This window comes from Butyrivibrio fibrisolvens (assembly GCF_023206215.1).
Classification (GTDB): domain Bacteria; phylum Bacillota; class Clostridia; order Lachnospirales; family Lachnospiraceae; genus Butyrivibrio; species Butyrivibrio fibrisolvens_C.
In genome coordinates, this window is record NZ_CP065800.1 from 2,960,196 (window position 1) to 2,987,195 (window position 27,000).

23 protein-coding genes are annotated in these 27,000 nt (G+C 41.2%); 1 reads left to right on the plus strand and 22 read right to left on the minus strand.

Going from position 1 to position 27,000, the window contains the following annotated elements; genetic code table 11:
- Positions 1–124 precede the first annotated feature (124 nt).
- Entirely contained in the window at positions 125–4,423 is a 4,299-nt protein-coding gene (locus I7804_RS12350; protein WP_248403727.1) for a 2-hydroxyacyl-CoA dehydratase, read from the plus strand.
- Positions 4,424–4,580: 157 nt separating this feature from the next.
- Here I7804_RS12350 and I7804_RS12355 read toward each other — a convergent pair whose 3' ends face one another.
- From I7804_RS12355 to I7804_RS12460, 22 genes are all read right to left on the minus strand, one after another.
- Positions 4,581–5,057 (minus strand): hypothetical protein, encoded by a 477-nt coding sequence (locus tag I7804_RS12355; RefSeq protein ID WP_248403728.1) that lies wholly within the window; start codon positions 5,055–5,057, stop codon positions 4,581–4,583.
- A gap of 196 nt (positions 5,058–5,253) precedes the next feature.
- Complete coding sequence (gene metA, locus I7804_RS12360) at positions 5,254–6,231, minus strand: homoserine O-acetyltransferase MetA (protein WP_022752829.1); 978 nt, start codon at positions 6,229–6,231, stop codon at positions 5,254–5,256.
- A gap of 239 nt (positions 6,232–6,470) precedes the next feature.
- Positions 6,471–8,474: an NAD-dependent DNA ligase LigA gene (gene ligA, locus I7804_RS12365; RefSeq protein ID WP_282570411.1), complete on the minus strand. Its 2,004-nt coding sequence runs from the start codon at positions 8,472–8,474 to the stop codon at positions 6,471–6,473.
- A 108-nt stretch (positions 8,475–8,582) separates the two neighbouring features.
- On the minus strand, positions 8,583–9,332 hold the full coding sequence (locus I7804_RS12370; RefSeq protein ID WP_022752831.1) for a pseudouridine synthase: 750 nt from the start codon (positions 9,330–9,332) through the stop codon (positions 8,583–8,585).
- A 76-nt stretch (positions 9,333–9,408) separates the two neighbouring features.
- Entirely contained in the window at positions 9,409–10,236 is an 828-nt protein-coding gene (locus I7804_RS12375) for an adaptor protein MecA (RefSeq protein ID WP_027204215.1), read from the minus strand.
- Positions 10,237–10,454: 218 nt separating this feature from the next.
- Positions 10,455–10,901, minus strand: a complete 447-nt coding sequence (locus I7804_RS12380; protein WP_022756544.1) for a MarR family winged helix-turn-helix transcriptional regulator — start codon at positions 10,899–10,901, stop codon at positions 10,455–10,457.
- The gene (locus tag I7804_RS12385; protein WP_248403729.1) at positions 10,901–13,255 is read right to left on the minus strand and encodes a cation-translocating P-type ATPase; all 2,355 of its coding nucleotides are present in this window, start codon (positions 13,253–13,255) and stop codon (positions 10,901–10,903) included. The genes I7804_RS12380 and I7804_RS12385 overlap by 1 nt, the downstream gene beginning before the upstream one ends.
- Positions 13,256–13,282: 27 nt before the next feature.
- Positions 13,283–13,561: a cell division topological specificity factor MinE gene (minE, locus tag I7804_RS12390; protein ID WP_022752835.1), complete on the minus strand. Its 279-nt coding sequence runs from the start codon at positions 13,559–13,561 to the stop codon at positions 13,283–13,285.
- A 30-nt stretch (positions 13,562–13,591) separates the two neighbouring features.
- On the minus strand, positions 13,592–14,374 hold the full coding sequence (minD, locus tag I7804_RS12395; protein WP_022752836.1) for a septum site-determining protein MinD: 783 nt from the start codon (positions 14,372–14,374) through the stop codon (positions 13,592–13,594).
- Positions 14,375–14,532: 158 nt separating this feature from the next.
- Positions 14,533–15,360, minus strand: coding sequence for a septum site-determining protein MinC (gene minC, locus I7804_RS12400; protein WP_248403730.1), 828 nt, complete (start codon positions 15,358–15,360; stop codon positions 14,533–14,535).
- Between the two features lie 279 nt (positions 15,361–15,639).
- The gene (tsf, locus tag I7804_RS12405) at positions 15,640–16,593 is read right to left on the minus strand and encodes a translation elongation factor Ts (protein ID WP_022752838.1); all 954 of its coding nucleotides are present in this window, start codon (positions 16,591–16,593) and stop codon (positions 15,640–15,642) included.
- 33 nt (positions 16,594–16,626) lie between these two features.
- Positions 16,627–17,361, minus strand: coding sequence for a 30S ribosomal protein S2 (rpsB, locus tag I7804_RS12410; protein WP_110073374.1), 735 nt, complete (start codon positions 17,359–17,361; stop codon positions 16,627–16,629).
- A gap of 409 nt (positions 17,362–17,770) precedes the next feature.
- Positions 17,771–18,733 (minus strand): hypothetical protein, encoded by a 963-nt coding sequence (locus I7804_RS12415; protein WP_248403731.1) that lies wholly within the window; start codon positions 18,731–18,733, stop codon positions 17,771–17,773.
- Between the two features lie 66 nt (positions 18,734–18,799).
- Positions 18,800–19,948, minus strand: coding sequence for a DUF6115 domain-containing protein (locus I7804_RS12420; protein ID WP_248403732.1), 1,149 nt, complete (start codon positions 19,946–19,948; stop codon positions 18,800–18,802).
- A gap of 71 nt (positions 19,949–20,019) precedes the next feature.
- Positions 20,020–21,201 (minus strand): FapA family protein, encoded by a 1,182-nt coding sequence (locus I7804_RS12425; protein ID WP_331477890.1) that lies wholly within the window; start codon positions 21,199–21,201, stop codon positions 20,020–20,022.
- On the minus strand, positions 21,150–21,623 hold the full coding sequence (locus I7804_RS12430) for a hypothetical protein (RefSeq protein WP_248403733.1): 474 nt from the start codon (positions 21,621–21,623) through the stop codon (positions 21,150–21,152). The genes I7804_RS12425 and I7804_RS12430 overlap by 52 nt, the downstream gene beginning before the upstream one ends.
- A gap of 86 nt (positions 21,624–21,709) precedes the next feature.
- Positions 21,710–22,480, minus strand: a complete 771-nt coding sequence (locus tag I7804_RS12435; protein ID WP_022752843.1) for a FliA/WhiG family RNA polymerase sigma factor — start codon at positions 22,478–22,480, stop codon at positions 21,710–21,712.
- Between the two features lie 7 nt (positions 22,481–22,487).
- Entirely contained in the window at positions 22,488–23,066 is a 579-nt protein-coding gene (locus I7804_RS12440; RefSeq protein ID WP_248403734.1) for a hypothetical protein, read from the minus strand.
- A complete protein-coding gene (locus I7804_RS12445) occupies positions 23,063–23,548 on the minus strand; it encodes a chemotaxis protein CheD (protein ID WP_022752845.1) in 486 nt (161 codons plus the stop codon). Before I7804_RS12445 ends, I7804_RS12440 begins: the two co-directional genes overlap by 4 nt.
- A gap of 31 nt (positions 23,549–23,579) precedes the next feature.
- On the minus strand, positions 23,580–24,212 hold the full coding sequence (locus tag I7804_RS12450) for a chemotaxis protein CheC (RefSeq protein WP_022752846.1): 633 nt from the start codon (positions 24,210–24,212) through the stop codon (positions 23,580–23,582).
- 149 nt (positions 24,213–24,361) lie between these two features.
- Complete coding sequence (locus tag I7804_RS12455; protein WP_022752847.1) at positions 24,362–24,847, minus strand: chemotaxis protein CheW; 486 nt, start codon at positions 24,845–24,847, stop codon at positions 24,362–24,364.
- Positions 24,848–24,852: 5 nt separating this feature from the next.
- Positions 24,853–27,000, minus strand: a complete 2,148-nt coding sequence (locus I7804_RS12460; RefSeq protein ID WP_248403735.1) for a chemotaxis protein CheA — start codon at positions 26,998–27,000, stop codon at positions 24,853–24,855.

The following is a 27,000-nucleotide window of genomic DNA, read 5'->3' on the forward strand; positions in this document are numbered from 1 at the left end:
TGTGGCAGCATCAAGATTAACGCTAGTGTACTGACTAGGGACGCTGCCGCCGTTTTTTGTTAAGAGACGATGTGTAATATTACAGTTATCTTCGGCTTTTTGGTAATTTCATTCGGAGGTTTAGATGATTTCAAAAGACTACACACTTGGCATTGACGTTGGATCTACAACTGTAAAGGTTGCACTTCTTGATCCGGAACATGAACTGATTTTTGCTGATTATAAGAGACATTACGCCAATATACGTGAGACTCTTGCCGAGCTCGTCAAAGAGGCTCAGGCCAAAGTTGGCAACGTTACGATCCATCCTGTGATAACAGGTTCAGGCGGTCTTAATCTGGCCAAGCATCTTGAAGTTCCATTTGTCCAGGAAGTTGTTGCTGTATCTACAGCACTTAAAGAAATTGCTCCTAAAACTGATGTTGCTATAGAACTTGGCGGTGAAGATGCCAAGATCATATATTTTGAAGACGGCAATGTTGAACAGCGTATGAACGGTATCTGCGCAGGCGGTACAGGTTCATTTATAGACCAGATGGCATCTCTTCTTCAGACTGATGCGGCCGGTCTTAATGAGTATGCCAAAAATTACAATTCTCTGTATACCATCGCTGCAAGATGTGGTGTATTTGCAAAAACTGATATCCAGCCTCTTATCAATGACGGTGCTACCAAGGAAGACCTTGCTGCATCCATATACCAGGCAGTTGTCAATCAGACTATCTCAGGTCTTGCCTGCGGTAAGCCTATAAGAGGTCATGTTGCATTCCTTGGTGGTCCTCTTCACTTCCAGTCAGAACTAAAAAATGCTTTTATCAGGACTTTAAAGCTTGATGATGAGCATACTATAGATGTAGACAATTCTCACCTTTTTGCTGCTATGGGTAGTGCTATGAATGCCGAGGAAGCTATTTCTTATGATATGAATGAGATGGTTTCCAGACTTTCCAAAAAGATCCATATGGAGTTTGAAGTTGCCAGAATGGAGCCTCTTTTCCCTACTCAGGAAGATTATGATGCATTCAAGAAGCGTCAGGATCAGTACAAGGTCAAGACTTCACTTCTTGACAATTATAGGGGCAATGCATTCCTTGGAATAGATGCAGGATCTACAACTACCAAGTGTGCTCTTGTATCAGAAAACGGTGATCTTCTGTATTCATTCTATTCAAGCAATAACGGTTCTCCTTTGCAGACTGCCATTAACTCTTTGCAGGAGATATATAAGCTGATGCCGGAAGGCGTACGTATAGCCCGCTCCTGTTCTACAGGTTACGGCGAGTCTCTCATGAAGTCAGCATTCCAGCTTGATGATGGTGAAGTTGAGACTATCGCTCATTATAATGCAGCTGCATTCTTCGATCCCAAAGTCGATTGTATCCTTGATATCGGCGGTCAGGATATGAAATGCATCCGTATCAAGAACAAGGCTGTTGATTCAGTTCAGCTCAACGAAGCTTGTTCTTCAGGCTGCGGTTCATTTATCGAGACTTTTGCCAAGTCTCTTAATTACAGTGTTCAGGATTTTGCCAAGGAAGCTCTTTTTGCTAAGCATCCTATCGATCTTGGTACCCGCTGTACTGTATTTATGAACTCTAAAGTTAAGCAAGCCCAGAAGGAGGGTGCCGGTGTAGATGACATCTCTGCAGGTCTTGCATATTCTGTAATCAAGAATGCTCTTTTCAAGGTTATCAAGGTGTCTGATGCCAAGGAACTTGGAAGTAACATCGTAGTTCAGGGTGGAACCTTCTACAACGATGCGGTTCTTCGTGCATTCGAAAAGATAGCCGGAGCAGAGGTTATCCGTCCTGATATCGCAGGTATCATGGGCGCTTTTGGTGCTGCTCTTATCGCAAGAAACAGATTCATGCAGAATCCTTCTTACGAGACATCAATGCTCACAATAGATCAGATTAACAGCCTTGAGTACTCTACATCTATGGCTACCTGCCAGGGATGTACCAATCACTGCCGCCTTACAGTCAACAAGTTCACAGGAGGAAGGCAGCACATCTCAGGCAACCGCTGTGAGAGAGGTCTTGGCAAGGTCAAGAACGCTGATGGAGTTCCTAACCTTTTTGATTGGAAATATAAGAGAGTATTCGGCTACAAGCCACTTCCTGATAGCGAAGTAACAAGAGGTACTGTAGGAATCCCGAGAGTTCTTAACATGTATGAGAACTATCCTTTCTGGCATACCTTCTTTACTAAACTTGGCTACAAGGTAGTATTGTCTCCAAGATCATCACATCAGATCTATGAGATGGGTATAGAATCTATACCTTCAGAATCCGAGTGTTATCCTGCCAAGATCAGCCATGGTCATGTAGAATGGCTGATACACAAGGGAGTTGACTTCATCTTCTATCCGGGAATTTTCTATGAGCGAGAAGAAGTTAAGGGGGCTACCAACCACTACAACTGCCCTATTGTTACATCATATTCTGAGAATATTAAAAATAACGTTGAAGCTATCACATCAGGTAAAGCGCGCCTTCGCAATCCTTTCATGGCCTTTACCTCTCTTGATACTATACTTCATTCTCTTTATAAGGAATTCACAGAGATTCCTAAAAAAGAGCTTGCTGAAGCAGCAAAGCTTGCATGGGATGAGCTTTCAAAGTGCCGTGAAGATGTTAAGAAAAAAGGTGAAGAAACCCTTAAATGGATGGAAGAAAATCATCGCCATGGTATAGTCCTTGCCGGTCGTCCATATCATATAGATCCTGAGATCAACCATGGTATACCTGATATGATCTGTTCTTACGGAGTAGCCGTACTTACAGAAGATTCTATCTCACATCTTGGAGCTCCTGAAAGGCCTCTTATCGTATCAGACCAGTGGATGTATCACTCAAGACTTTATGCAGCAGCAGCTTACGTACGTACACGTGATGATCTCGACCTTATCCAGCTCAACTCATTTGGATGCGGTCTTGATGCTGTTACCACAGATCAGGTTGCAGATATCCTGAACGGATCTGACAAGATCTATACATGTCTTAAGATTGATGAAGTTAACAACCTCGGTGCTGCAAGGATCCGTGTAAGATCACTTCTTGCTGCTATCCGTGTACGTGAAGAAGAAGGCAAGCATGCTACAGTTCGTGACTGTGCTAACCACAGAGTTCTCTTCACCAAAGAGATGAAGGATGAAGGATATACTCTCCTGTGTCCTCAGATGTCACCTATACACTTCGATATATTAGAGAGCGCTCTTCGTGCCTGTGGTTATAACCTTATTGTCATGCAAAATGACAATATGCATGCCATAGATATGGGTCTTAAGTATGTTAATAATGATGCATGCTACCCTTCTCTTTGGGTTGTAGGTCAGATCATGGATGAACTTCATTCCGGCAAATATGATCTTAACAAGACAGCAGTTGTAATGTCTCAGACAGGCGGCGGATGCCGTGCAACCAACTATGTGGGATTCATCAGAAGAGCTCTGAAAAAAGCCGGAATGGAACAGATTCCTGTTATATCCTTCAACCTATCCAAGCTCGAATCCAATCCGGGATTCAAGATAGACTTTGAGATGCTCAAGCGTGCTGCATACGGTGCTGTATTCGGAGATATCATGATGAGATGTATCTACAGAATGCGTCCTTATGAGAAGGTCAAGGGTTCTGTTGAAAAAGTTCATCAAAAGTGGCTTACAAGATGCAGAGAATTTGTATCTAAAAAGAATATAAATGTTACAACTGATATGGTTAAATTCCAGAAGATGTGTCGTCTGATGGTTGAAGATTTTGATAACATCGAGATCACAGATGAAGTTAAGCCAAGGGTTGGTATCGTAGGTGAGATCCTTGTCAAGTTCGCTCCTGCTGCTAACAATCATCTTGTAGATCTTCTCGAAGCAGAAGGCGCAGAAGCTGTAGTTCCGGATCTTCTGGACTTCATGCTCTACTGTTTCTACAACCAGATATACAAGGCTGAATATCTTGGAACCAGTAAAAAGACTGCTAAGGCAATGAAAGTAGCCATCTGGGCTCTTGAAAAGCTTCGAGGCGGAGCAACAAAAGCACTTAAAGCTTCCAAACATTTTGAGGCTCCAACAAGTATCTACAAGCTTGTAGAATATGCTAAGCCTATCGTAGATATCGGTAATCAGACAGGTGAGGGATGGTTCCTTACAGGTGAGATGATCGAGCTTATCACAGAAGGCGTTGGCAATATCGTCTGCACACAGCCATTTGGATGTCTACCAAACCACGTTGTAGGTAAGGGCGTTATTAAAGAGCTTAGAAGACATTATCCGGGATCTAATATAGTTGCAATCGATTATGATCCGGGTGCTTCTGAAGTCAATCAGCTCAACAGGATCAAGCTCATGCTCTCTACTGCTAACAGGAAGCTTGCTGACAAGAAGACTAAGGAAAACAATACTGAACATGATGAGAAAGTCGCGATCTGATCATTAAACTGATCCGGTCACACATAACATCAATATAAAAAGGTTCTGCCGCATATAATAAGTAAGCGGTAGAACCTTTGTTATTGTAACCATATGTCAGCTAATTAAAATCCGCTATATTAGCTGCTCAGCCATTAGCACTATCTGACCTTTTTGATCAAGCTTTCTGGTTAAGTTTTTCAATATTATCAGCCTGACGCTCAATTGCAAAATCTGTAGAACGAAGCTGCATCTGAACCTTCAGTATCTGTTTATGTATATCATCACACTTATTGTAGAATTCCAAGATCTTTTCATCACTGACTTTAAGGTGTTTTTCTGCAATTGCACCAGGAAGTACAAACTTCTTGACCACTTTACCGAATTTGACTTCGATATATTTTCCGTCCTGAGAAGAAATTTTTCCTTCTCCAAACTTTTCATGCTCGACTTTTAAGCCCTTGGCGCTCATCTCACCAAGTTCTTCTGACTGTTTGTTAAGAGAATCAAGAACTTCTACATATTCATCGCGCCGTCTGTGAAGCTCTTTCATCTGGCGATCAGCCTCTTCTAAGAGCTCCCTTGTCTTTTTGGTTTTCTTTCTTGCTTTAACTTCCTTCTTTTCTACCTGTTCCTCCTCAAGATTGAGAGCCATAATATAATCTCCTTTCAGGGCCAGTTTGCGGGCTATGAAATATTATTTACTGAGTATCAAAAAGTACAAACACCATATATATATTTTAAAACTTTCATAGGCGTTTTTCAAATATATTTTTACGGTATTTCGATAACCCATTTAAAAAAGACTGCCTGCAAAGACAGTCTTTCTCATAACAACTATATATCTATTCTTATTTACCATTATCAGTTTTTTCTGTCAGTGCCTTTGATGCCTTGACAATGTTATCAGCATCGAGTATCTGTCCCCACTTATATGGAGTTGCCTGATATACGTAATAGTTAAGCCAGTTAGAATACAAGAGGTTGCAATGCGCTCTCCAAGTAAGCCTTGGTTTATTATTCGGATTATCATCCGGATAATAGTTTCTTGGAAGCGGAGTTCCAAGCCCCTTCTTGGCATCACGCTTATACTCACTATCAAGTGTGAAGCGGTCGTATTCTGCATGTCCGAAGCTGAAGATCTGTCTTCCATCCTTGGTCATGCAGAGCATTGCTCCTGCTTCATAAGACTCTGCCAGTACTACAAGCTTATTGCACTTGTGAATATCATCGATCGGTACTGAGGTATATCTGCTATGAGGAATGTAGAATACGTCATCAAATCCTCTAATAAGCGGAACCTTCCTGTTGAGCACTTTGTGAGCATAGATTCCAAATAGCTTTTGAGGAAGTTGTATCTTCTTAAGACCAAAGTGATAATAGCAGGCAGCCTGCGCACCCCAGCAGATATGAAAAGTTGATGTCACATGTTTCTTGGTCCATTCAAAAATCTGACACAGCTCATCCCAGTAATCAACCTCTTCAAACTCCATCTTCTCAACAGGTGCACCTGTTATGATCATTCCGTCATAATGGTTGTCCTTTAATTCATCAAAGGTATTATAAAAGCTGTTTAGATGTGTTGTAGAGGTGTGTCCGGCTTCGTGTGTACTTACTCTCATAAATGTAACATCTATCTGAAGAGGAGTATTAGAAAGAGCCCTAAGAAGCTGAAGCTCAGTATCTTCCTTAAGCGGCATAAGATTAAGAATACATATGGACAGGGGTCTGATATCCTGATGCATGGCCCTGTTCTCATCTACTACGAATATATTCTCTTTCTCAAGCTGCTCTCTGGCAGGAAGATCGTTCTGAATCTTAATAGGCATAACCTTATATCTCCATTCTGATATTACTTTTTATTTTAAAATGCTTATGACAGATCCTGTACCTTTTAAATTACTCCTTTAAAAAAGTGCTGCTTTAAAAAGTACTGTTTTAAAAAGTACTTCTTTAAAAAGCGCTATCTTCCTAAAGTACTGCTGTCTTAAGGCACTTTAGTAATAGTATTACAGCAATTATATATTAAAGTATTTAATACTGCATATATTTTTTTGCTATACCTTCATTAACTCTGAACTTTTGATAAAAACTCTTCTTCAGTTATGATCGGAATTCCAAGCTCTTTGGCCTTCTTGTTCTTGCCTGAATTAGAAGCAATATCATTATTGATAAGTGCGAAAGTTTTCTTGGATACGCTTCCAGATACGCTTCCACCATGGCTTTCGATAAATGCTACCATAGCATCTCTGTTGGCAAACTTTTCAAGACTTCCGGTTATAACATATGTCTGACCTGCAAGTTCACTTGAGGATTCTACAACTTCCATATCAAAAGTAAGACCATAATCTTTAAGTCTTTCAAGAAGTCTTATATTAGAATCTTTATGGAAAAAGTCATGGATGCAAAGTGCTGTAGTCTCTCCCACATCCTGAACTTCAACAAGCTGATCAACTCTTGCATGCATAAGGTCGTCTATACTGTTAAAAGCTTTCATTATTGTCTTAGACGATGTTTTTCCTACATTTGGTATAGAAAGTCCTGTAAGCAGTCTGAAAGGTTCATTGGACTTAGAAGCTTCTATCGCATTAAGAACGTTATCAGTGCCCTTTTCTTTGCCTATAAGACCTTTTTCAATAAGTTCCTGCCTATAGTCCTTGAGTAGATATATATCAGCTATATCATGAAGGTAGCCGTTCTCTATAAGGGTTCTGATATACTCTTCACCAAAACCTTTTATATCCATGGCGTCACGACCTACAAAGTTGATGATACGTCTTTCAAGCTTGGCAGGACAGTCATCATTAGTGCAGATCATATCCGCTGTATCAGGCTCTCTTACAACCTTGCCGCCGCATACAGGGCAGACATCAGGAATCTTGAATGTCACAGAATCAGCAGGATTTTTGGAAGCTACCACGCTTCTTATCTTAGGAATGATCTCGCCTGACTTATATACAAGAACTGTTCTTCCGATACCAATACCTAGATTGTCGATAAAGTCCTGGTTGTGAAGAGTAGCTCTTGAAACTGTAGTACCACAAAGTCTGACTTCAGAAAATACCGCTGTAGGATTAACTCTTCCTGTCATACCAACTGACAGCTCTATATCTTTGATAACAGCTTCCTTCTCTTCCGGAGGATACTTATATGCAATATGACCACTTGAATACTTGGAGCCTGCCGGAAAATCGTCTCTATAGGCTATCTGATCGATTTTAATTACAGCGCCGTCTATATCATACGGGAGAGATCCTCTTGACTCTCCTATAGCATCAATCTGTGCAAGGATCTCATCATCTGTTACGCAGACTGCAGATGGGACAACCGCCATCTTAAGAGCCTTCATCTTCTCAAGGCCTTCAGAATGAGAAGCTATCTGCGGATCAGATCTTTGTATATTAAAAATAAACATAGAAAGGCCACGTTCTCTTACCATTCCGCTATCAAGCTGTCTCAGAGTACCCGCAGCACAGTTTCTGGGATTAGCAAAAGTCTTCTTGCCATGAGCTTCCTGAATTCTGTTGGTCTTGTCGAAATCCTCATGACTCATATATACTTCGCCGCGCACTTCAAGCGAATTAAACTCAGAGGATATACTTCTTACAACATCCGGTATAACAAGTGCATTGGAAGTAACATCTTCACCAATAAGGCCATCTCCTCTGGTTTCTGCAAGTGTAAGCTTACCATTTTCATAACGGATACTCATAGAAAGTCCGTCTATCTTGTGCTCTACGCAAAAACGCACATCAGGGTGCATAGCTCTTACGTCGTGAACCCATTCAAGTACTTCTTCTTTGGAGAAGACATCCTGAATAGAGAGCATAGGAACATCATGCTCAACTGTAACACCTGCAGTTCTCTTGACAGAACCGCCTATGATCCTTGTAGGTGAATCCTTAGATATAAGCTCAGGATGCTCTTTTTCAACAGCTTTAAGCTGAAGCATAAGCTGATCATATTCATAATCGCTTATTTCCGGAGCATCCTGATTATAGTAACGATCCATGTGATACTTAATAGTCTCACACAGTTTATTGTATTCTTGTATTAAATTAGTCTCTCCCAACGGTTAGTCCTCTCTTATCTATATCCAATGAAATAAAGGCCCATATCCCTGACCAACATTCAATAAATATATCTTTTATCTATAATTTTGTACTGCATCTAACACAGGTTAATTAGATGCAGTATCTTTCCTAAGTCCGCACTTTGAATAAAGCGTTGTAAGCTCTCTTCCTGTAACTTCCCTAAGTTCTCCAGGCTTCATGCTGCCAAGCTCAATATTTAATACTCTGATACGCATAAGTTCTCTTACATTATAGCCAAGAGCCTTACACATACGTCTGATCTGTCTGTTAAGACCCTGAGTAAGGATGATCCTGAATGAATTTCTTCCGGTCTTAACGACCTTGCATCTTTTTGTAGTAACATCAAGATCTTCAATGTATACTCCACCGGCCATCTGACGCAGAAAAGCGCCATTAACTTCCTTATCAACCCTTACAACATATTCTTTCTCATGATTGTTGGATGACTTCATCATTCTATTGATGAGTTCTCCATCATTGGATAAAATAAGCAGTCCGCTTGAATTAGCATCCAATCGTCCTGCGTAGTTGACCTTAACAGGAGTTTTGATCTCTGTAGCAACTGTACGCTGCGCATGAGCATCACGCTGAGTACATACAACTCCTTCAGGCTTATAATATGCATATACCTTGGTATCTGTAACTAGCTTTATTCTCTTGCCATCAATTTTTACTACATCTCCGGGATTAACCTTGGTACCTGCCAGAGCAGGCTGACCATTAACAGATACTCGTCCCTCTTCAATGATCTTATCTGCATCTCTGCGAGAGCAAATTCCGCACTGTGCAATATATTTGTTAAGCCTTACCTGTTCGCTCTCGTCCTTGTGACTCATATAAATCTCCATTCAAAACTATTTTCAGTTTGAATCTAACAGATTCAAAAAATATACATGAGATTCAAACTGAATATTAAACTGTAAAGTTTCTGAGTGTATCAACCGCCTTGGTCTTAATGATAACCTCATAACTCTCTTCAACATTAGCAATATAGATCGGACTGCTTGTAATATATGTTCCGAACTCATAAGCCATAGTAAATACAGAAGCAAAGTGAACAACACTATCTGTACCCTTTTCAAAATGCATATAATACAGATCGTCCTTAAGATTCTTGTAAAGACTGGTCTGCATTCTGATCCTGCCTTTAATAAGGTGTGAAAACCTTATTACATCTGCCATATTCTTAAAAGAAAAGACAAAACCGGTTGATTCAAGCCTTCCAAGAGCAAAAGAATTACGTTTTCTTTTGCCTTCACGAATCTGTGATAATCTTCCACCGGCATTCTTGATATCAGATCCTTTTTTAGAATATGTATTATTTATAATATCATTCTTCTCATCATTTACTTCGTGAAGGTGCTGAAGATATTCATTGATACGCTCGATTCTCTCAGGCTCAGGAGCATCTCCCAGCTCTTCAAGGAAGTTCTTAGGGAATCTGATTCCTGCATCTTTAGTAAGCTTTTCAAGAAGATCCTGAATCGTACCATCCGGATCCTCGCTAAGAGTGATGGATATACGCTTATCAGGAGTTACTGTCACCTGCATAGGCATCATTGCACCATCAATAGGTTTAAAGTCAACCTCTTCTTCAGCTTTCTCTATAATCTCACGAAGAAAGTCCATAGCCTCTTTTTTCTTAGTAAGAAGATCTTGCAGGCCAATACCATATTCTTCAAGATCCTCCTCGGATATTATGCACTCAACACGTGTATCATCAACGCGATTAAACTTCATAAAATACCTGCCGTCCCCTGCGGCCTATAACCTTTCAATAATCTAACTTATAATGCTAATATAAATCAAAAACTTTTAAACAGTATATCATAACACACATCTTATTTGAACAAAGAAGTATTAATCTTCTATAAAGTTACTTGAAAGTATTACTTTATAAGCTAAATACATATCCTATCAAACCACATATTATAGCTGTATATATTATCAAAAAAGTTTCAATCTTCTCGAATATTACCAATAACCTTATATAAAAGTCTGTAAAGCTCCTTAGCTTCATCGGATGTAAGTCTAACACATGAGCCTATATTCTCAGGAATAAAAAGAGCCTCATCTCTAAGTTTCTCACCTGCAGGTGTTATAGTCACTTCAAGATTTCTCTCATCAGCAGCATTTCGCTCCCTGTTAATAAAACCTTTTGATTCAAGTTTTTTCAGTACAGGAGTAAGTGTACCGGAATCCAGGAAAAGACATTTTCCGAGAGTTTTAACATTAACTTTCTTCTTTTCCCACAGAACCATCATTGTAATGTATTGAGTATAAGTCAGATCAATCTTGTCCAAGAAAGGTTTATAAGACCTTACTATTTCCTTTGAGCAAGCATAAAGTGGAAAACATAACTGGTTTTCAAGTTTTAATGCTTCATATTTTTTTTCTTCAGACATTATTTTGACTTCCTTTTTCTATTTTTGAGTTTGTTTTCTATCCATTCACACAGCATTGTAAGGTAACGCATACACGGCTCTGTAGCAATTACAAAGAGTACAAAGAGCATTATGCACTCTTTAGAAACATACGTAATTGCGAACAGGTCACTAAATACAACCGCTGCAAATATCATACCTATAATACACCCTAATATGACTCTTGTGCGGAATTTATTCATAGGTGAACTGATATTAATAAGTATCATAAAACCGACAATCGTCATAACGAATGTAGCAGCTACCGAAATATCCTCTGTTGATACACCAAAAGTCTCACCGAATAAGACTAGAGCTGCTATTGCCAGAAAATCTGTAATCGCAGCAGGAAGTGCCTTCATAAGGACATGTACCATAAAAGATCCGGAGCTTTTCTTTGTATTATCTTCCAACGCAAAGAAGAAGGCAGGTATTCCTATGTTAAACATGCTAATAAATGTAACCTGAGATGCCTGAAGCGGATAAGTCATCAGGCTCACAATAGCAAATATCGATAATAATAACGAAAAGATATTCTTAACAAGGAACAATGTAGCGGATCTTGTAATATTATTGATATCTCTTCTGCCTTCAGATACAATCTGCTTCATATGAGAGAAGTCAGAGTCCAGAAGGACTACCTGAGCTGCCTGCATAGCTGCTTCGGAACCTGCCGCCATAGCTATAGAGCAGTCTGCATCTTTCATGGCTAGAATATCATTAACACCGTCACCTGTCATTGCCACCTTGTGTCCGGCCTTTTGAAGTGCCTTTACAAGTTTCTGCTTCTGTTCTGGCTGTACACGACCAAATACAGTGTACTTTACAGCCGCTTCACTAAGCTTCTCATCGTCAAGAGGTCGAACATCTACATATTTCTCGGCGCCCTGTATCCCGGCCTGTCTTGCAACTTCCGAGACTGTCACAGGATTATCACCAGATATAACTTTTACTTCTACGCTTTGCTTCTTAAAATAAGCAAAAGTTTCTGCAGCATTCTCACGAAGGGGATTCTGCAGTAGGACAAACATCACAGGAGTTACCTTGCCGCCGGCTGTACCATTTTCAGGAACAGGGACACTGCTTTCATTTTCACAATACTCAGCAAAAACAATTACGCGAAGTCCCTTGCAGGCATATTCATTTACAAGACCTTTGTATTTGTCATAATCTTTTTGAAGGATAATGTCAGGAGCACCAAGAACATATGTCTTATCATTGAACTGTACACCTGAATACTTCCTTACAGATGAAAAAGGCAGATTAGATACACAATCTCCTGAGCCCATAGACGGAAAATAGTCTGCCAGCGCCTTCATGGTCATATTATCATCAGGAAGCGCCTCTATGTACTCAGACATACGAATACGATCACCGGTCTGTTCCTGTTCACTTCTGCCCTCTGCAGGTATAATGTCACAGACAAGCATCGAGTTATCTGTAATAGTACCGGTTTTATCAACACAGAGAATATCTACTCTGGCAAGTGTCTCTGTACTCTTCATATCATGAAGCATAACCTGATTCATACCAAGTCTTACTGCACTCATGGCAAGAGCCAGACTCACAAGAAGGTACATACCCTCAGGGATCATTCCAATAACAGCAGCCACCATGGAAACTATACTTTCGCTAAAATCATTGCCTAGCGAAAGGCTCTGCCACACAAGTGTGATACCAACAGGAATAATGGCAATACCAGAAAAGATGACTATCCTGTTAATGGATTTGATCATCTCAGACTGCTCGCCGCCTTCCATCTTCTTGGCTTTCAAGGTCAGCTGTGAGATATAGGACTTCTCACCCACTCTGATAAGGCGGGCATAGCAAAGTCCGTTCACAACAAAGCTACCACTCATCAGCTCACTGTCAACTTTTTTGTTGATCTCATCAGCTTCACCGGTAAGCAGCGCCTCATTAACATTGACTTCTCCGGATATAACAACCGCATCAGCAGGAATCTGATTCCCACTTCTTAGTACGATAACATCATCTATTACAAGATTCTGTATCGGAACTGTGATCTCTTCACCATCTCTTATAACCTGGCATGTGGGAGCATTCAAGACAGAAAGGTTATCGAGAACCTTTTTAGCTTTAAGCTCCTGAAAAATACCGATCAGAGTATTGGCAATAACAACCGGCAAAAAAGTCAAAGACCTATACGAGCCGGCGATTATAAGTAAAACCGCCAGCACCGTAAAGATCAAGTTAAAGTATGTAAATATATTTTCTCTTAAGATATCCTTCGTAGACTTCTGAGCATTATCTATCTGTGTATTGCCATAGCCTCGAATATATCTGTCCTGCGCCTGTTGCGCAGTAAGTCCTGTCATAAATAGCCTTTCAGGCAAGTAAACTCCTTACTTTGCCGTATGATGAATATTTCGGATCGGAATATTAGCATATAATGCCGGTACACTGTTAGCTCCGGTTTCATCCGTCTCCATCTGAGTAATATGAATATCCAGCTGATCTTTATCTACCTCAGCATATTTGGAAAGTACTTCAAGGATATCGCTTTTAATACGCTCCATTATTTCAGGTGAGCAATTAGCACGATCAGAGACAAGAACCATTTTAAGCCTGTCTTTTGCTACGTCACCTGAACTTTTTCTTTTGAACAAATCTGACAGTTTCATTGTACGTCTCCCCTTCCACCTGGTAGTTTATTATTTGCTGAATAATCTGCTGAAAAATCCTTTTTTAGACTCAAGATCCAGGAAAGGAACCTGCTCTCCATTAAGGCGTCTGCAGATATTCATATATGCCTGACCTGCAAGTGATTTACCATTACCTGCAAGAGGAATACCTCTGTTAGTAGCAACTACTACGTCTTCGTCATCAGGAACGATTCCGAGAAGATTAACTGCAAGAACTTCTACGACGTCGTCAGCACTCATCATATCGCCACGCTTTACCATATCAGGTCTGAGTCTGTTAACGATAAGCTGAGAATCTTTCATCTCATTGGCCTCTAAAAGACCTATGATTCTGTCTGCATCACGTACAGCTGATACCTCAGGAGTTGTAACAACAACTGCCTTGTCAGCACCTGCAATGGCATTCTTGAATCCCTGTTCTATACCTGCAGGACAGTCAATGATAACATAATCAAACTGCTCTTTAAGCTCTGCTGTAAGCTTTTTCATCTGTTCTTCATTAACTGCATTTTTATCTCTCTGCTGTGCAGCTGCAATAAGATACAGATTTGAATTATCCTTATTTTTAATAAGAGCCTGTGCAAGTTTGCAATTGCCTTCAACAACATCAACAAGATTGTAAACAATACGGTTCTCAAGTCCAAGTACAACATCAAGGTTACGAAGACCTATATCTGTATCTACCAGAACTACCTTCTTGTTAAGTAGTGAAAGACCGGTTCCAAGATTGGCAGTAGTTGTGGTCTTACCTACGCCTCCCTTACCAGATGTAACAACTATAACTTCTCCCATTGTAGCCTTCCTCCAAAGAATAAATTTTATTAAAATCTATTGATCTGATCCATAAAGGACCAAATCAAGTAAAACAACCTAAAACATGTTATAGATCAGCAAATGTATCCTTGATACTTGCAAAATCCATAATTCTAAAACATCGATTGCATAAAATATCACTTAAAGAACTGATTGCTTCTAAGATATTTGCTATTAAATTCTGATCTTGCAATAGCTCCCTGATAAGTGTATGCAACCTCAGGACCTGATACTGTATTCTTGCCGGTTTTCCTTCTAAGAAGCCTTTTGGATTTAGAAACCGTCTCATCTTCAGATACAGCTATAGCATCAGCAATCCTAACCTGAAGAGGCTTAAAATCAGTAGCAACTACAAATGCGTTCTGATCGCCTGTTGCTCCGGCAAATGCATTGCCTTTTAAAGCCCCGAATACAAATATGCATCCTGCAGATACAATGCTTCCACCAGGATTAACATCGCCAAAGACGATTATAGAATGCTGAGATATGATCTCCTGTCCTGAACGAATATTACCAACATGAATTCTGGCATTAGCATCACCGATCTGCTCAAATGCTGCCTGATAAGCTTCATTATAAGCCTGGTCCATCAGCTGCTGTCTTTCTTCTCCTGACAGCTCAGGTCTTATAGCCTGTGGTTGAACCTGCTCTTTATAAGAATTCTCCGAAGATACAGCGCCCGATATCATCTTAGTAAAAGCTGCATCAAGCGGATGATCCTCATCAAGTATGCAGACAATGTTAAGCTGAGTAGTTCTTGAAATTATATCAAGGACCTCAGCCTCTTCTGCATCTGATAGTCTTCTCCCTCGTACTATAAGTCCCATACTGGAATGACCCAAGAAGGACGAAGCCTCTATAAACTTTTGTTCAATTAATTCTTTAAGCTGAATAAAAGGAATTGTTTCATCAAGTACCAGAATGATACCTGATTTTGTCCCCTTAATAGAAACTGGCTGTGCCATTTCTAAAACCTCATTTCAATACCATGCTGTCAGTATATAAAAACCACTGATGCACTTAATATTTTAACTCATTAATCAAATTCAGGCAATCGAGAATCCGATATATATTGACTTTATAATAATAATTATAGCTAAAGTTCAGTAAATTCGAGATACATTAATACCCAATAAGTCCCAAAACCGTCACAATACTATAAATACAGGCCTATGAGCCATCAAATATCTCTTGAAATAAAAAGGCTCCGGTTGTAACCGGAGCCCTGATAAACAAAGTTTTGATTATTTAAGTCCAGCCTGAGCCATAACTTCTTCTGCAAAGTTATCCTGCTTCTTCTCAATGCCTTCGCCTGTCTCAAAACGAACGAAGCTCTTGATAGTAAGATCAGCGCTGTTTGCCTTAGCAACCTGTGCGATATACTGAGCTACTGTCTGCTTGCCATCTTCAGCCTTTACATAAACCTGCTCGTTAAGGCAGATTTCTTTAAGCTCTTTGTTAAGACGACCAATAAGCATCTTCTCAAGGATCTGCTGAGGCTTTCTCTTCTCTTCAGGAAGTTCCTCATTTTCCTTTGTAGCCTGAGCAAGAAGGATCTCCTTCTCGTGCTCTTTGTATTCTTCAGGAACATCGTTCATATCTACATACTTAGGAGCAAGAGCTGCAACCTGCATAGCAACGTTGTGAAGAGCTTCCTTGATAGCATCGTTAACAACGTCTGTCTTAGCTTCTACAAGAACAGAGATACGTCCGCCACCGTGTACATAAGGTACAACGATACCTTCAGAAGCTGTGAGCTTCTGGAAACGACGGATATCAATCTTCTCAGAGATAACTGCTGTGATCTCTACGAGAGCTTCCTTAACAGTCTTGCTGGAATCCTCATTCCATGCCTCGTTCATGAAAGAATCAAGGTCTGCAGAATCAGAATTAACTGCCTGTGTAGCTACTGCATTAACGAATGCCTGGAACTTCTCATTCTTAGCAACGAAGTCTGTCTCAGAGTTAACTTCAACAACTGCTGCAGTCTTCTCATCCTTAACAGCTACTGCTGTAAGACCCTCAGCAGCGATACGGCTAGCCTTCTTCTCAGCCTTAGCCTGACCGTTCTTTCTGAGGAACTCAACTGCTGCATCCATATCTCCATCAGAAGCAGAAAGAGCCTTTTTGCACTCCATCATTCCTGCGCCTGTTGATTCACGTAATTCTTTTACCATTGCTGCTGTAATAGCTGCCATTGTTTTATTCTCCTTCTCTTCGATAATGAAATATTATTCAGCGTCCTGAGCTTCAACTTCCTCAGTTGCAGGTACTTCATTCTCAGCACCCTGCTTAGCTTCGATAACAGCATCAGCCATCTTACCAACAAGAAGCTTAACTGCACGGATAGCATCATCGTTACCAGGGATGATGTAATCAAGCTCTTCAGGATCGCAGTTTGTATCACAGATACCAACAAGTGTGATTCCAAGTGCGTGAGCTTCCTGGATGCAGATGTGTTCCTTCTTAGGGTCTACTACGAAGATTGCATCAGGGATTCTCTTCATATCACGGATACCGCCGATGTTTCTCTGAAGCTTATCAAGCTCCTTCTTAAGACCAGCAACTTCCTTCTTAGGAAGAACTTCGAATGTTCCATCAGCCTGCATTCTCTCGATGTCTTTCATGCGCTGAATTCTTGACTGTATTGTAGAGAAGTTTGTAAGCATACCGCCGAGCCATCTCTCGTTAACATAGTACATACCGCAACGAAGAGCTTCTTCCTTAACAGCATCCTGAGCCTGCTTCTTAGTACCTACGAAAAGAACTGTACCGCCCTGCTCAGCGATCTCGAAGATTGCCTTGTAAGCTTCGTCAACCTTGCCTACTGACTTCTGAAGATCGATAATGTGAATATTGTTTCTCTCTGTGAAGATGTAAGGAGCCATCTTAGGGTTCCATCTTCTTGTCTGGTGTCCGAAGTGTACACCTGCTTCAAGTAACTGTTTCATTGTAACAACGCTCATGATATTACCTCCATTTGGTTATTCTTCCGTACATCTTTACTCTAAGTTCCGTGGCGGCGTCGTGCCCCGGAGAGATCAGCTTCCAACTGCAATGCAGCACCCGAAAGCATAACAGACATACGTGATTGATTTGTTATAGTAGAAATCCATGAGGACATAAATATCCCATGAAATCTCCACAGCTCTATTACATTAACACAACCAAAGAGCTTATGCAAGGCTTTTTTGCATATTTAGGAGTAAAATAAGCAAAAAACATATGTTAAAACAAGATCATCGAGTAGGCTGACTCCTACTCGATTTCGCACACGAACATTCCGCACTTAGTGCTCCATGTTCTTACGACCGGCAAATGAATTTGTATGCAAGCATCCATTCGCTTGCCGGTCTTGTGCAACAAAAAAGCCCATCACCTCCCGGTGATGAGCTTTGCTATCTCTTCATATGAGGAACCTGCAGTAATATAGTAGGTTCCGGATCTTATATATCTGTCTATACCTCTCGATACAAGATATGCATCAAAAGCCGCCGCATCATCTATAGCGCCTGCATTTTGAAGCACTCTGCAAACAGATGCCGAGTCGCTTCCTCCAGGGATCTGGACTACCACAGACTGACCTGCCTGATCACTTCCTGAAGTATTCTGACTTGAAGCTGTAGTATCAGTACTGTTTGTTCCTGATTCTGTTGTATCAGAATCTCCCGTACTTGTCTGACCTTCGCTCAAACCGGCTGTATCTGTGCCCGCTACATCTGAATCTGTATTACCTGCTTTCGAAGTATCTGTTTTTGTAGTATCTGTTTTTGTAGTATCTGTTTTTGTAGTATCTGTTTTTGTATCATCTTTCTTAGAAGTATCAGCTTGACCATTGCCGGTAGCTGTATCACTATTCTTCTTACTATCGTCCGTTACAGCATAGGCTTCGCCGTCCTCGGTTTCAATCTCCTGTTCAGTATTTTTTGAAGTATCGCTTGATTTAGACTCTCCGGCCTGTTCATTAGTTTTGGCATCGCTTGATTTTGATAGTGCCTGTGATATTGCTTCTTCAGCTTCGCTATCTTCTTTCGAAATAGAGTCACTTGTCGAAGTGAGTTCATCGTCGATCGTTTTAGATACTTCTTTTCCTTCTTCAGATACTTCATTGCCCGCTTGCGAAGTGGAAGAAGCATCCAAAGGATACGCAGTAGCGTAAAGTGTCCCTTCGCTTTCTTTGCTTTCATCAGTTTCCTCCACCGGTGTCACAAGTACTGTAGCATTGTCTGAATCAGATTCAGACCCTTTTCCTATATCAACACCGCCGAATATCAAAAGTGCCAAAGCACCTATCAAAAGACCTATCCCAAGACCTCGCAAATATAATTTTAGTTTCATGCTCCTCCTTTCAAGCTAAGAGGCTATGTGCCGCAAGCTGTTCAAAAACGGACGAGTTTACCAATGCTAAATCTGTCTTTTTCTCTTATTCTTCTGAGCAAGTTCTATTACAAGACCTACTTCGCCAACTCCAAGTCCAAGCTCTCTTGCGATCGCAATGTTGGATTTTCCGGCTTCATGCATCTCCATGATCTTATTGTTCTGACGAGCCTGCTCACCGGCATCATCATCTTCTCTTACAGAGCGCTGAGCATCTGTTATCGGGATCACCTTGTCAGATACAGGATCTGTTGTAGCTGCAGCTATAGCCCTAACTGCTTCCATCTCATCTGTGAGCGCGCTATAGTCTTCTTCGTTATTATCAGTACTTCCAAATACTCTTGCAAACTGCTGATCAAGATCCTCACTGGACAGATGCTGCGTAGCTCCAAGAGGTGCAAACCCGGAACTCTTGGCATCTATTCCGTCGAATATGTTCTGATCTGCTCCGGGAGATGATTTACCGGCTCTTACATCGCCAAATACGGAGCTTCCTGCCTTTTTATTATTTCTATCAGTAGCAGCTCTGGCCTGTTGTATACCGCTTACAGTTCCATCAAGTTCATAGCCGTCAATTCCAAGATTTTCAAAAAAATTGGAAGCTGCAGCATTGTGAAAAGAAACAGGAGGTGTTGCCGCATCATAAAATCCTGCTGCAGAATTAGAATCAGGCGGCGCTATATTGGCTGATCCGGGATTTATGCCATGAGCCATCATGCTGACTTTAGTGGCCGCTTCTCTTGCCTGCCTGGCCGTTATCTCTGCATCAAGGACCGTCTGGTTGACCTTCTCCTGAGCCTTGGCTGCCTCATCTACTGTAGAAGTGAGATTTTTCTGCTTGTCATTCAACATATCATACATGAACATAACTTCATCATGATTCTTATGGATATCATTCATGACAGTATCAGCATACTCACTGATAGCACTCATCTTCTCATTGGTAATACGATCTAGTCCTCTCTCTGTCTTAATAAGAGATTCCTCAATCGTATCATCTATCTGCTGTTGAATTTTATCGTGGGATTTTTCGATCGTCTTATGAACAGCCTGCGCAACGGCAGACTCCATAGATTTTTGATCATCCTTCTCAAGCTCCTTGCCTATAGGAAGGATAAAACCAAGAACTATAGCAGCCACTCCGCCTACAAGTAAAATGATAACACCAATTCCCATCAAGTCCTCCTTACCTTTGTTTATGGAAAAACAAAGGCATAACCCAAGTCATAAAAAATATTACTAAATATTCAGTCAAGAGGCGCTACCCTTACGTCTCCTTCCTTTTCAACAAACTTGCTGTACTTAACGGCTTTATCTACAGTCATGGACAATTCCCCGATTGTTATGACTGTTCCTGCGTTGCATATTCCATTAACTGTTACATATGCATTATGAGTCTGTGATAGCGTATCCTGAAGCTCCATCAGATTCTCTGATTTTTCATTAATATCACTTTCAAGCTGAGCCTTCATAGCCATAAGCTTTTTGGCATAAGCTGCCTGATCAGGAGCAAGAACCGTTCCTGCCTGAAGTTTTTTTACAATTCCATCTATAGTAGGTCTGATCTGCTGCAGGTTCTTGTTCTCTTCACCTATCTCTTTCATAAGATCGCGGATCCTTACCTTGAGCGAAGGATCAACTCCAACGTCAATCCTTGTGGTGGTTCCCATCTCACCGCCTATAGTTATGACGTTTATTCTCTCTCCGGCTATCACATGGCCACCTACTATAAATCCCTTATTGCCGGTTACATTAACCTCAGTCCCTGCCTGCACATCAGAATGAAGGATGGATTCTGCGTTAACGCTTCCGCCTGCAACAACCTTTGCATTTTCTATGAACTTGGTGACAATATTGCCTCCGGCCTTTATGAGACCGCCTCCGGCTCCATTGACACCCCTTTCTAGGATTATATCAGCTCCGGCTTCCAGTACAGCACCTTCGATAGTGCCCTTGACCTCAATATTGCCACCAGCCTTAACACTGAATCCTGACGCAATATTACCGGCAACAGCCACGCTTCCGTCATAATCAATATTGCCTGTAGCAACATCCACATTCTTAAGGTTAAGGACATTGGACACAACAACCTTACCATCCTGAAGTGACACATGCCCGGACTTTTCAGCAGTAATTGTAAGCTTATCTTCCGAAAGCTTAACATTCTGTCCAAAATGAAGGCTCTTAACCTTAACACTCCTGGGCTTAACCTGATTGCCATAAACACTTGTCCCATAGTCCCCCATATCCGCAGGAGTCAGGACAGCAAGAAGATCACCCTCTTTGCAGTGATTTATGATATTAAGATTATGATAGTCAACCGATCCATCCTCATTGAGCGATGGACGAGGCTTTTTACTGGTTCCGAATTTATATTCTATAACAGCATCGCTGCCATCTCTTGGGAGCTTACCCCTTGCGATGACGATGTCCTTACAATATTCTCTATTAGAAAAAAATTATCAATAGCGTCCTTGTCGACGCCAAACCTGATCTTTTTAAGCACCAGATCGCCTATGACTTCTTTTGAATCAGTAAGCTGACCAGGCTCCCCGCCGCTAACATTTTCAGAAGGCGGATAAAAACGAACTGACACAGACATCTGATCTTGCGCTATAGTCATAACATACTGTTCTCTAACAGGATTCACCTTATTCTGAGTAAAATAAACAGGCTCAGCACCCTTTTTTTTGACAGCTTCATTAACAGCCAGAATATCATAGCCGATCCTGTTTCTATCCAGATATTCAGTTATCTCACCTGTAGTAACCTCCGCACAGCCGTCTGTTGCATCAAAAACCCTGACACCTGTACCGGATTTGCCTATAACAAGCTGAAAATATCCGTTCATAAGATCAATATATTCTCCTGAAATTCCAGTATATAAAACCGCCTCAAAAAGGCATATGTCAATACTATCGTCTGTGGATCTCGTTATCACGCTCTATCTGTCAGAATACCCATGTACTTACCCATCTTGCCTCGCATCTTCTGAAGAGCACGAGTATGAAGCTGAGATACTCTTGATTCCGAAACCTCTAAAATGTTGCTGATTTCTTTCAAAGTAAGCTCTTCATAATAATACAAAAGGATAACTTTTCGTTCTTTTTCTGTGAGCAATTCCAAGGCTTCTCCCAGCATTTTCTTGAGTTCTGCCTTCTCAATAACTTCCTCGGGCTTATCAAATCTGGCACCATGATTACGATCCTCAGGTACATCGGATCCCTGTTCCATAAACTCATTAAGGGATATGACACCTGTAACCTTCATCTGGCTCTGCCAATTAAGATATTCCTCTTCAGAGATATTCATCTTCTTGGCTATCTCGGCATCAGTCGCAACATGTCCGCTCTCTGCCTCAACCTCTTTGATGGCTATATCTATCTTTTTCTGACGATCCCTTATAGTACGAGGAATCCAGTCCATCTTCCTGATCTGATCGAGGATAGCTCCGCGGATACGAAGAGATGCATATGTCTCGAACTTGACATCCTTCAAAGTATCAAACTTGTCAATAGCATCGATAAGGCCGAATATGCCATAGCCTACAAGGTCATCATACTCGACATTAAACCCAAGATACATAGAAAGTCTGCCCGCAACCAGTTTTACAAGCGGAGCATATTCAAGTATCAGCTTTTCTCTTATTTCGGGAAGTTTTGAATTTTCATATTCTTTCCATAACTTGATTCTTGCTGCTTCATCCATGTAGCGCTTACCCCCATGTTCTAGTATTTATGAGCATAATCTTATATCTATAGAATGAATTAAATGAAAAAAATATACTAGAAAAAAGATCCTCTTCTTCTTTTGCCGCTGCCTTCGCCTGAGCAATCAAATCTTCTGCCTCTTTCCTTGCTCTTTCCTCATCTTTCAGGCGTTCCTGTTCCAGTCTTCTGTCGATCCAGCTCTTTACTGCCTCTTCTTCATATTTTTCCACCATATTCTGGAGTACTGCTCCAAAAAAAAGAAAAAGAACCATGGTAGCAAATACTACGATGTACCATCTGGCAGTGGGCATATTATCAAAGAATGTAAAAATAGCAATAACCGCAGACCCAAACAAAGTAACAAAAGGAGCTATCAGCTTTGTTTTAGGATCTATCAAAACTTTATAATTGACCTTGATGATCTCGTTTTTGTTCTTGGCTTTTTCATTTTTACGAATGACTCTTATGATATTCTCAACCCTGGGATCTTTCCACATCTCAGGATGATCATCTACTATCTCTTCTTCATCAGGGCCTTCGTCCATTGTCTCTTCGCCTTGAACATCGATATCTTCATCACTCATATGATCTTCTCCGGTTTACCGACAGCTCTGATGACATAGTCACCCGTTTCAGGATAGAAAATAACCGTTCTACCAAAGTTAAGACCTGTATCCTGCGATAATACTCTGATACCAAGTTCTTTGAGCGTCTTTAAAGAAGCTGCAACATTGCGATCACCCACATGCATACTGGCACTTGCAGATTGAAATGCAAACATTGTAGCTCCGCCGGCAACTTTGGCAACCATCCTACTTTTAGACGCACCAAGAGCTTCCATGCGCTTTACGAGTTCTCTGATACCTGTATCAGCGAACTTCGGAACATTATTATTGTTCCTGATCTCCGTCGAATCCGGAAGCATTATATGCGCAAGGCCTCCGATTTTGGTAACAGGATCTCGTATCGCTATACCGCAGCAAGAGCCAAGACCAAGGGTCGTAATACCATCCGGGGCTTTACAAGTATTCAGATCAGCCATCCCTACTTTTATTATTTCAGACATGCATAATCCTCATAAAATACTGTTTATATCCTCAATCAAACATGGAAACATCAATTCCAAGGGACCCAAGGATCTTCTTATAACCATCAATATCCGGTAGTAAAATAAAGTAACCGCTTATCTGAACATCATCTGAAAAACGGTTTTCTATAAGAAGAAGTTTATCTCCCATGAGTCCGAATTCGATAGCCGGAACTGACAGGATGGCACCTGCCATATCAACGGCAACATAAGGAACCGATGGAATCATCTTCAAATTTGTCATTGTAGCAAGGGAATTTAGATATGAACCGGTAATGATATTACCGATTTCCTTAAGAGCAGAAAGTTCCATTTCGTCAAATGGTTCATCTTCAGGCTTGTCCTGCATGATAAGTTTGTTGGCAAGATATCTGGCTTCCTTCTGTCCGGTAAGGAACATGATAGAGCCATCTACATCACCTTCCATGCGCAGATAAATGCCGGCCATGATCTGGTCCGCACCGCCCATACAGTCGCCTACATCTTTGAATTCAAGAAGTTTTACACTGGGAACTGACATATCAACCTTGGCACCCAGCATTTGTGCAAGGGCTGTTGTTGCATTGCCTGCACCGATATTGCCAAGTTCTTTGAGCACATCGTAATATTGCTCGGAAAGAGCATCAAGACTTAAATCAGCCAAATCGTACCCTCCTGATCTTTAAAAGCTTCCCGGAAAGGAATCATTGAATGGATGTACTTCCATGTATTATATAAAGAGAGAACTATTTGTTATTTTCGTTCTCTCTTTATATAGTATCACATTTTCATTTTAATTTTAATATTATATCGTTATTCTTTCTTTTCTTTTGCAGTTTCAGGATCGAGTGCGGTCAGATCAAGAATTGATACAAGTCCGCCTTCGTATTTACCTACTCCTGAGATGAACTTTCCATTGGTCTTCTTGGTCTTTTCATCAAATGAGAGCTTGTCAATGTTGCGAGAACCGATATTAAGAACCTGGTTGACCTGATCGACTATGATGCCAAGAAGTTCACCTTCATCTCCAATCTTAAGGATGATGATACGGCTCTTGTTGGTGATAACATCCTCTTCCATTCCCATGAGGATACGAATACTCATTACAGGAACGATAACGCCTCTGATATTGAGAACGCCCTTGAAATAGTCATCAACCTTAGGAACTCTTGTAATATTCTGCATTCTGACAATATTATCTATATACTTGATGTCGATACCATACTGCTCATCAGCAAGCTTGATGATAATATACTGAACAATTTCTCCTATATCTTGTGTATCTCTGAGTGCATCCATTATTATTATCCTCCAATCTGATTGGTATCAAGAATAAGTGCGATCTCACCATCACCAAGGATAGTAGCACCACTGATGAATCTGCACTTTGTCATGTACTTACCAAGAGGCTTGATAACGATTTCCAGCTGACCCTCAAGTTTATCGATAACAAGACCAACCTGCTGATCGCCGCGCTTAGTGATAACAACGATCATATCTTCATTAGGATCGTTGGTTGACTGATTCTCAAGAACTTCATTCATTCTGATGAGTCTTGTTACACTGCCTCTAAGGTTGATAACCTCTTTATTGGATACAAATTTGATATCCGATACAGGAACGTTCTCAATGGACTGAATAGAATCAAGCGGAATAGCATATTTCTCGCCGCCGACTTCAACCATAAGACCCTGGATAATAGCAAGTGTAAGAGGAAGTCTGATGATCCAGGTGGATCCTTCTCCGAGCTTGGTATTAACAGTAACTGTACCCGACAACGACTCAACCTTACTCTTAACAACGTCAAGACCTACACCTCTACCTGAAATCTCAGATACCTGCTTGGCAGTTGAGAATCCCGGGTGGAACAAAAGCTCTATTGCCTGCTGTTCTGTGAGAACGTCAGCTTCTTCACGGGTCATGATACCCTTTTCAACAGCTTTGTTTCTGACAACATTGGCATCGATACCATTACCGTCATCACCAACTTCGATGACAACAGAGTTACCATCCTGATAAGCATGAAGGAAAATCTGTCCTGTCTCATCCTTACCACGGGCAAGTCTTGTCTCTGCATCTTCGATACCATGGTCCGCACTGTTTCTAAGAAGGTGCATAAGAGGATCACCAATCTCATCAACAACGGTACGGTCCATTTCTGTCTCTTCACCGGTCATTGTCAGTTCCATCTTCTTACCAAGAGCCTTGGTAAGATCTCTGATCATACGAGGGAACTTCTGAAGTACTGATTCAATAGGAACCATTCGTACTTTCATGACTGATTCGTGAAGGTTGGTTGTTACTGATTCAAGATATTCTATCTGTTCAGTAACATTACTATTCTGAATTCCGGCCGATTCCGTAGCGGATATCAGCGAGTTCTTAGCAATGATAAGCTCTGATACCTGGTTCATAAGGGAATCGAGCTTCTCTGTATCAACACGGATAGTTCTTGATACAACAGGCTTACCTGCCGGCTTCTTGGCTTCAGCATTCTTATTGGCTTCTGCCGGCTTAGCTGCAGGCGCTGGAGCAGGAGCTGTGGCTGCAGGTGCAGGCGCAGGAGCTGCTGCAGGCGCAGCTGCTGCAGGTGCTTCAGCAGCAGGCGCTGCCGCAGCAGGTGCATCAGGATCAAACTCTCCTATATCAACAGACTCGATCTCAGATACGTTCTTAGCTATCTCAGCAACCTTCTCAGGATCATCTGTATCAGTTACAACAATAAGGGAGAATGTAAATTCAAACTTCTCATCTTCTATATCCTGATTGCTAGGATCAGATGCTACAACTTCACCTATATCTTCAAGACCTTTAACTACAAGGAATGCTCTTGCAGCCTTAAGAAGGCAAGTATCCTGGATCTTAACTGTAAGACCGAATACTCTGCGGCTGTCTGCAATGCCCTTCTTGATAGTATCTTTGGCAGTATCATCAAGAGGAATAAGATGCCAATCTCCATGAGGTACTGCAGGAGCAGCAGATGCTGCGGCCGGTGCGGCAGCGGCAGGTGCGCTTTCTGCAGGCGCAGCTGCTGCAGGGGCAGCTGCCGGAGCTGCATCTCCTCCGGACTTACCGGCTCTTATATCTGCAAGTGCCTTAATAAGGTCTGCATTTTCCTCGGTACCTTCATCCTGAGAAGACTCAATATTATCAACATATTCCTGAACAGCATCCAGACATTTGAACAAGGTATCTGTCATATACGTATCAACTTTGAGTGTGCCATTACGCACATCAGAGAATACGTCTTCCATATCATGAGTAAGCTGCTGCATGCGCTTATAGCCCATGGTACCAGCCATACCCTTCATGGAATGTGCCGCACGGAATATCTCGTTGACACAGTCTTCATTGGTAGGATCATCTTCCAGAGTCATAATAGCATCATTCAGAGTCTGGATATGTTCCTTAGCTTCATCAAGAAACACGCCTAGATATTGGGAAGTATCCAT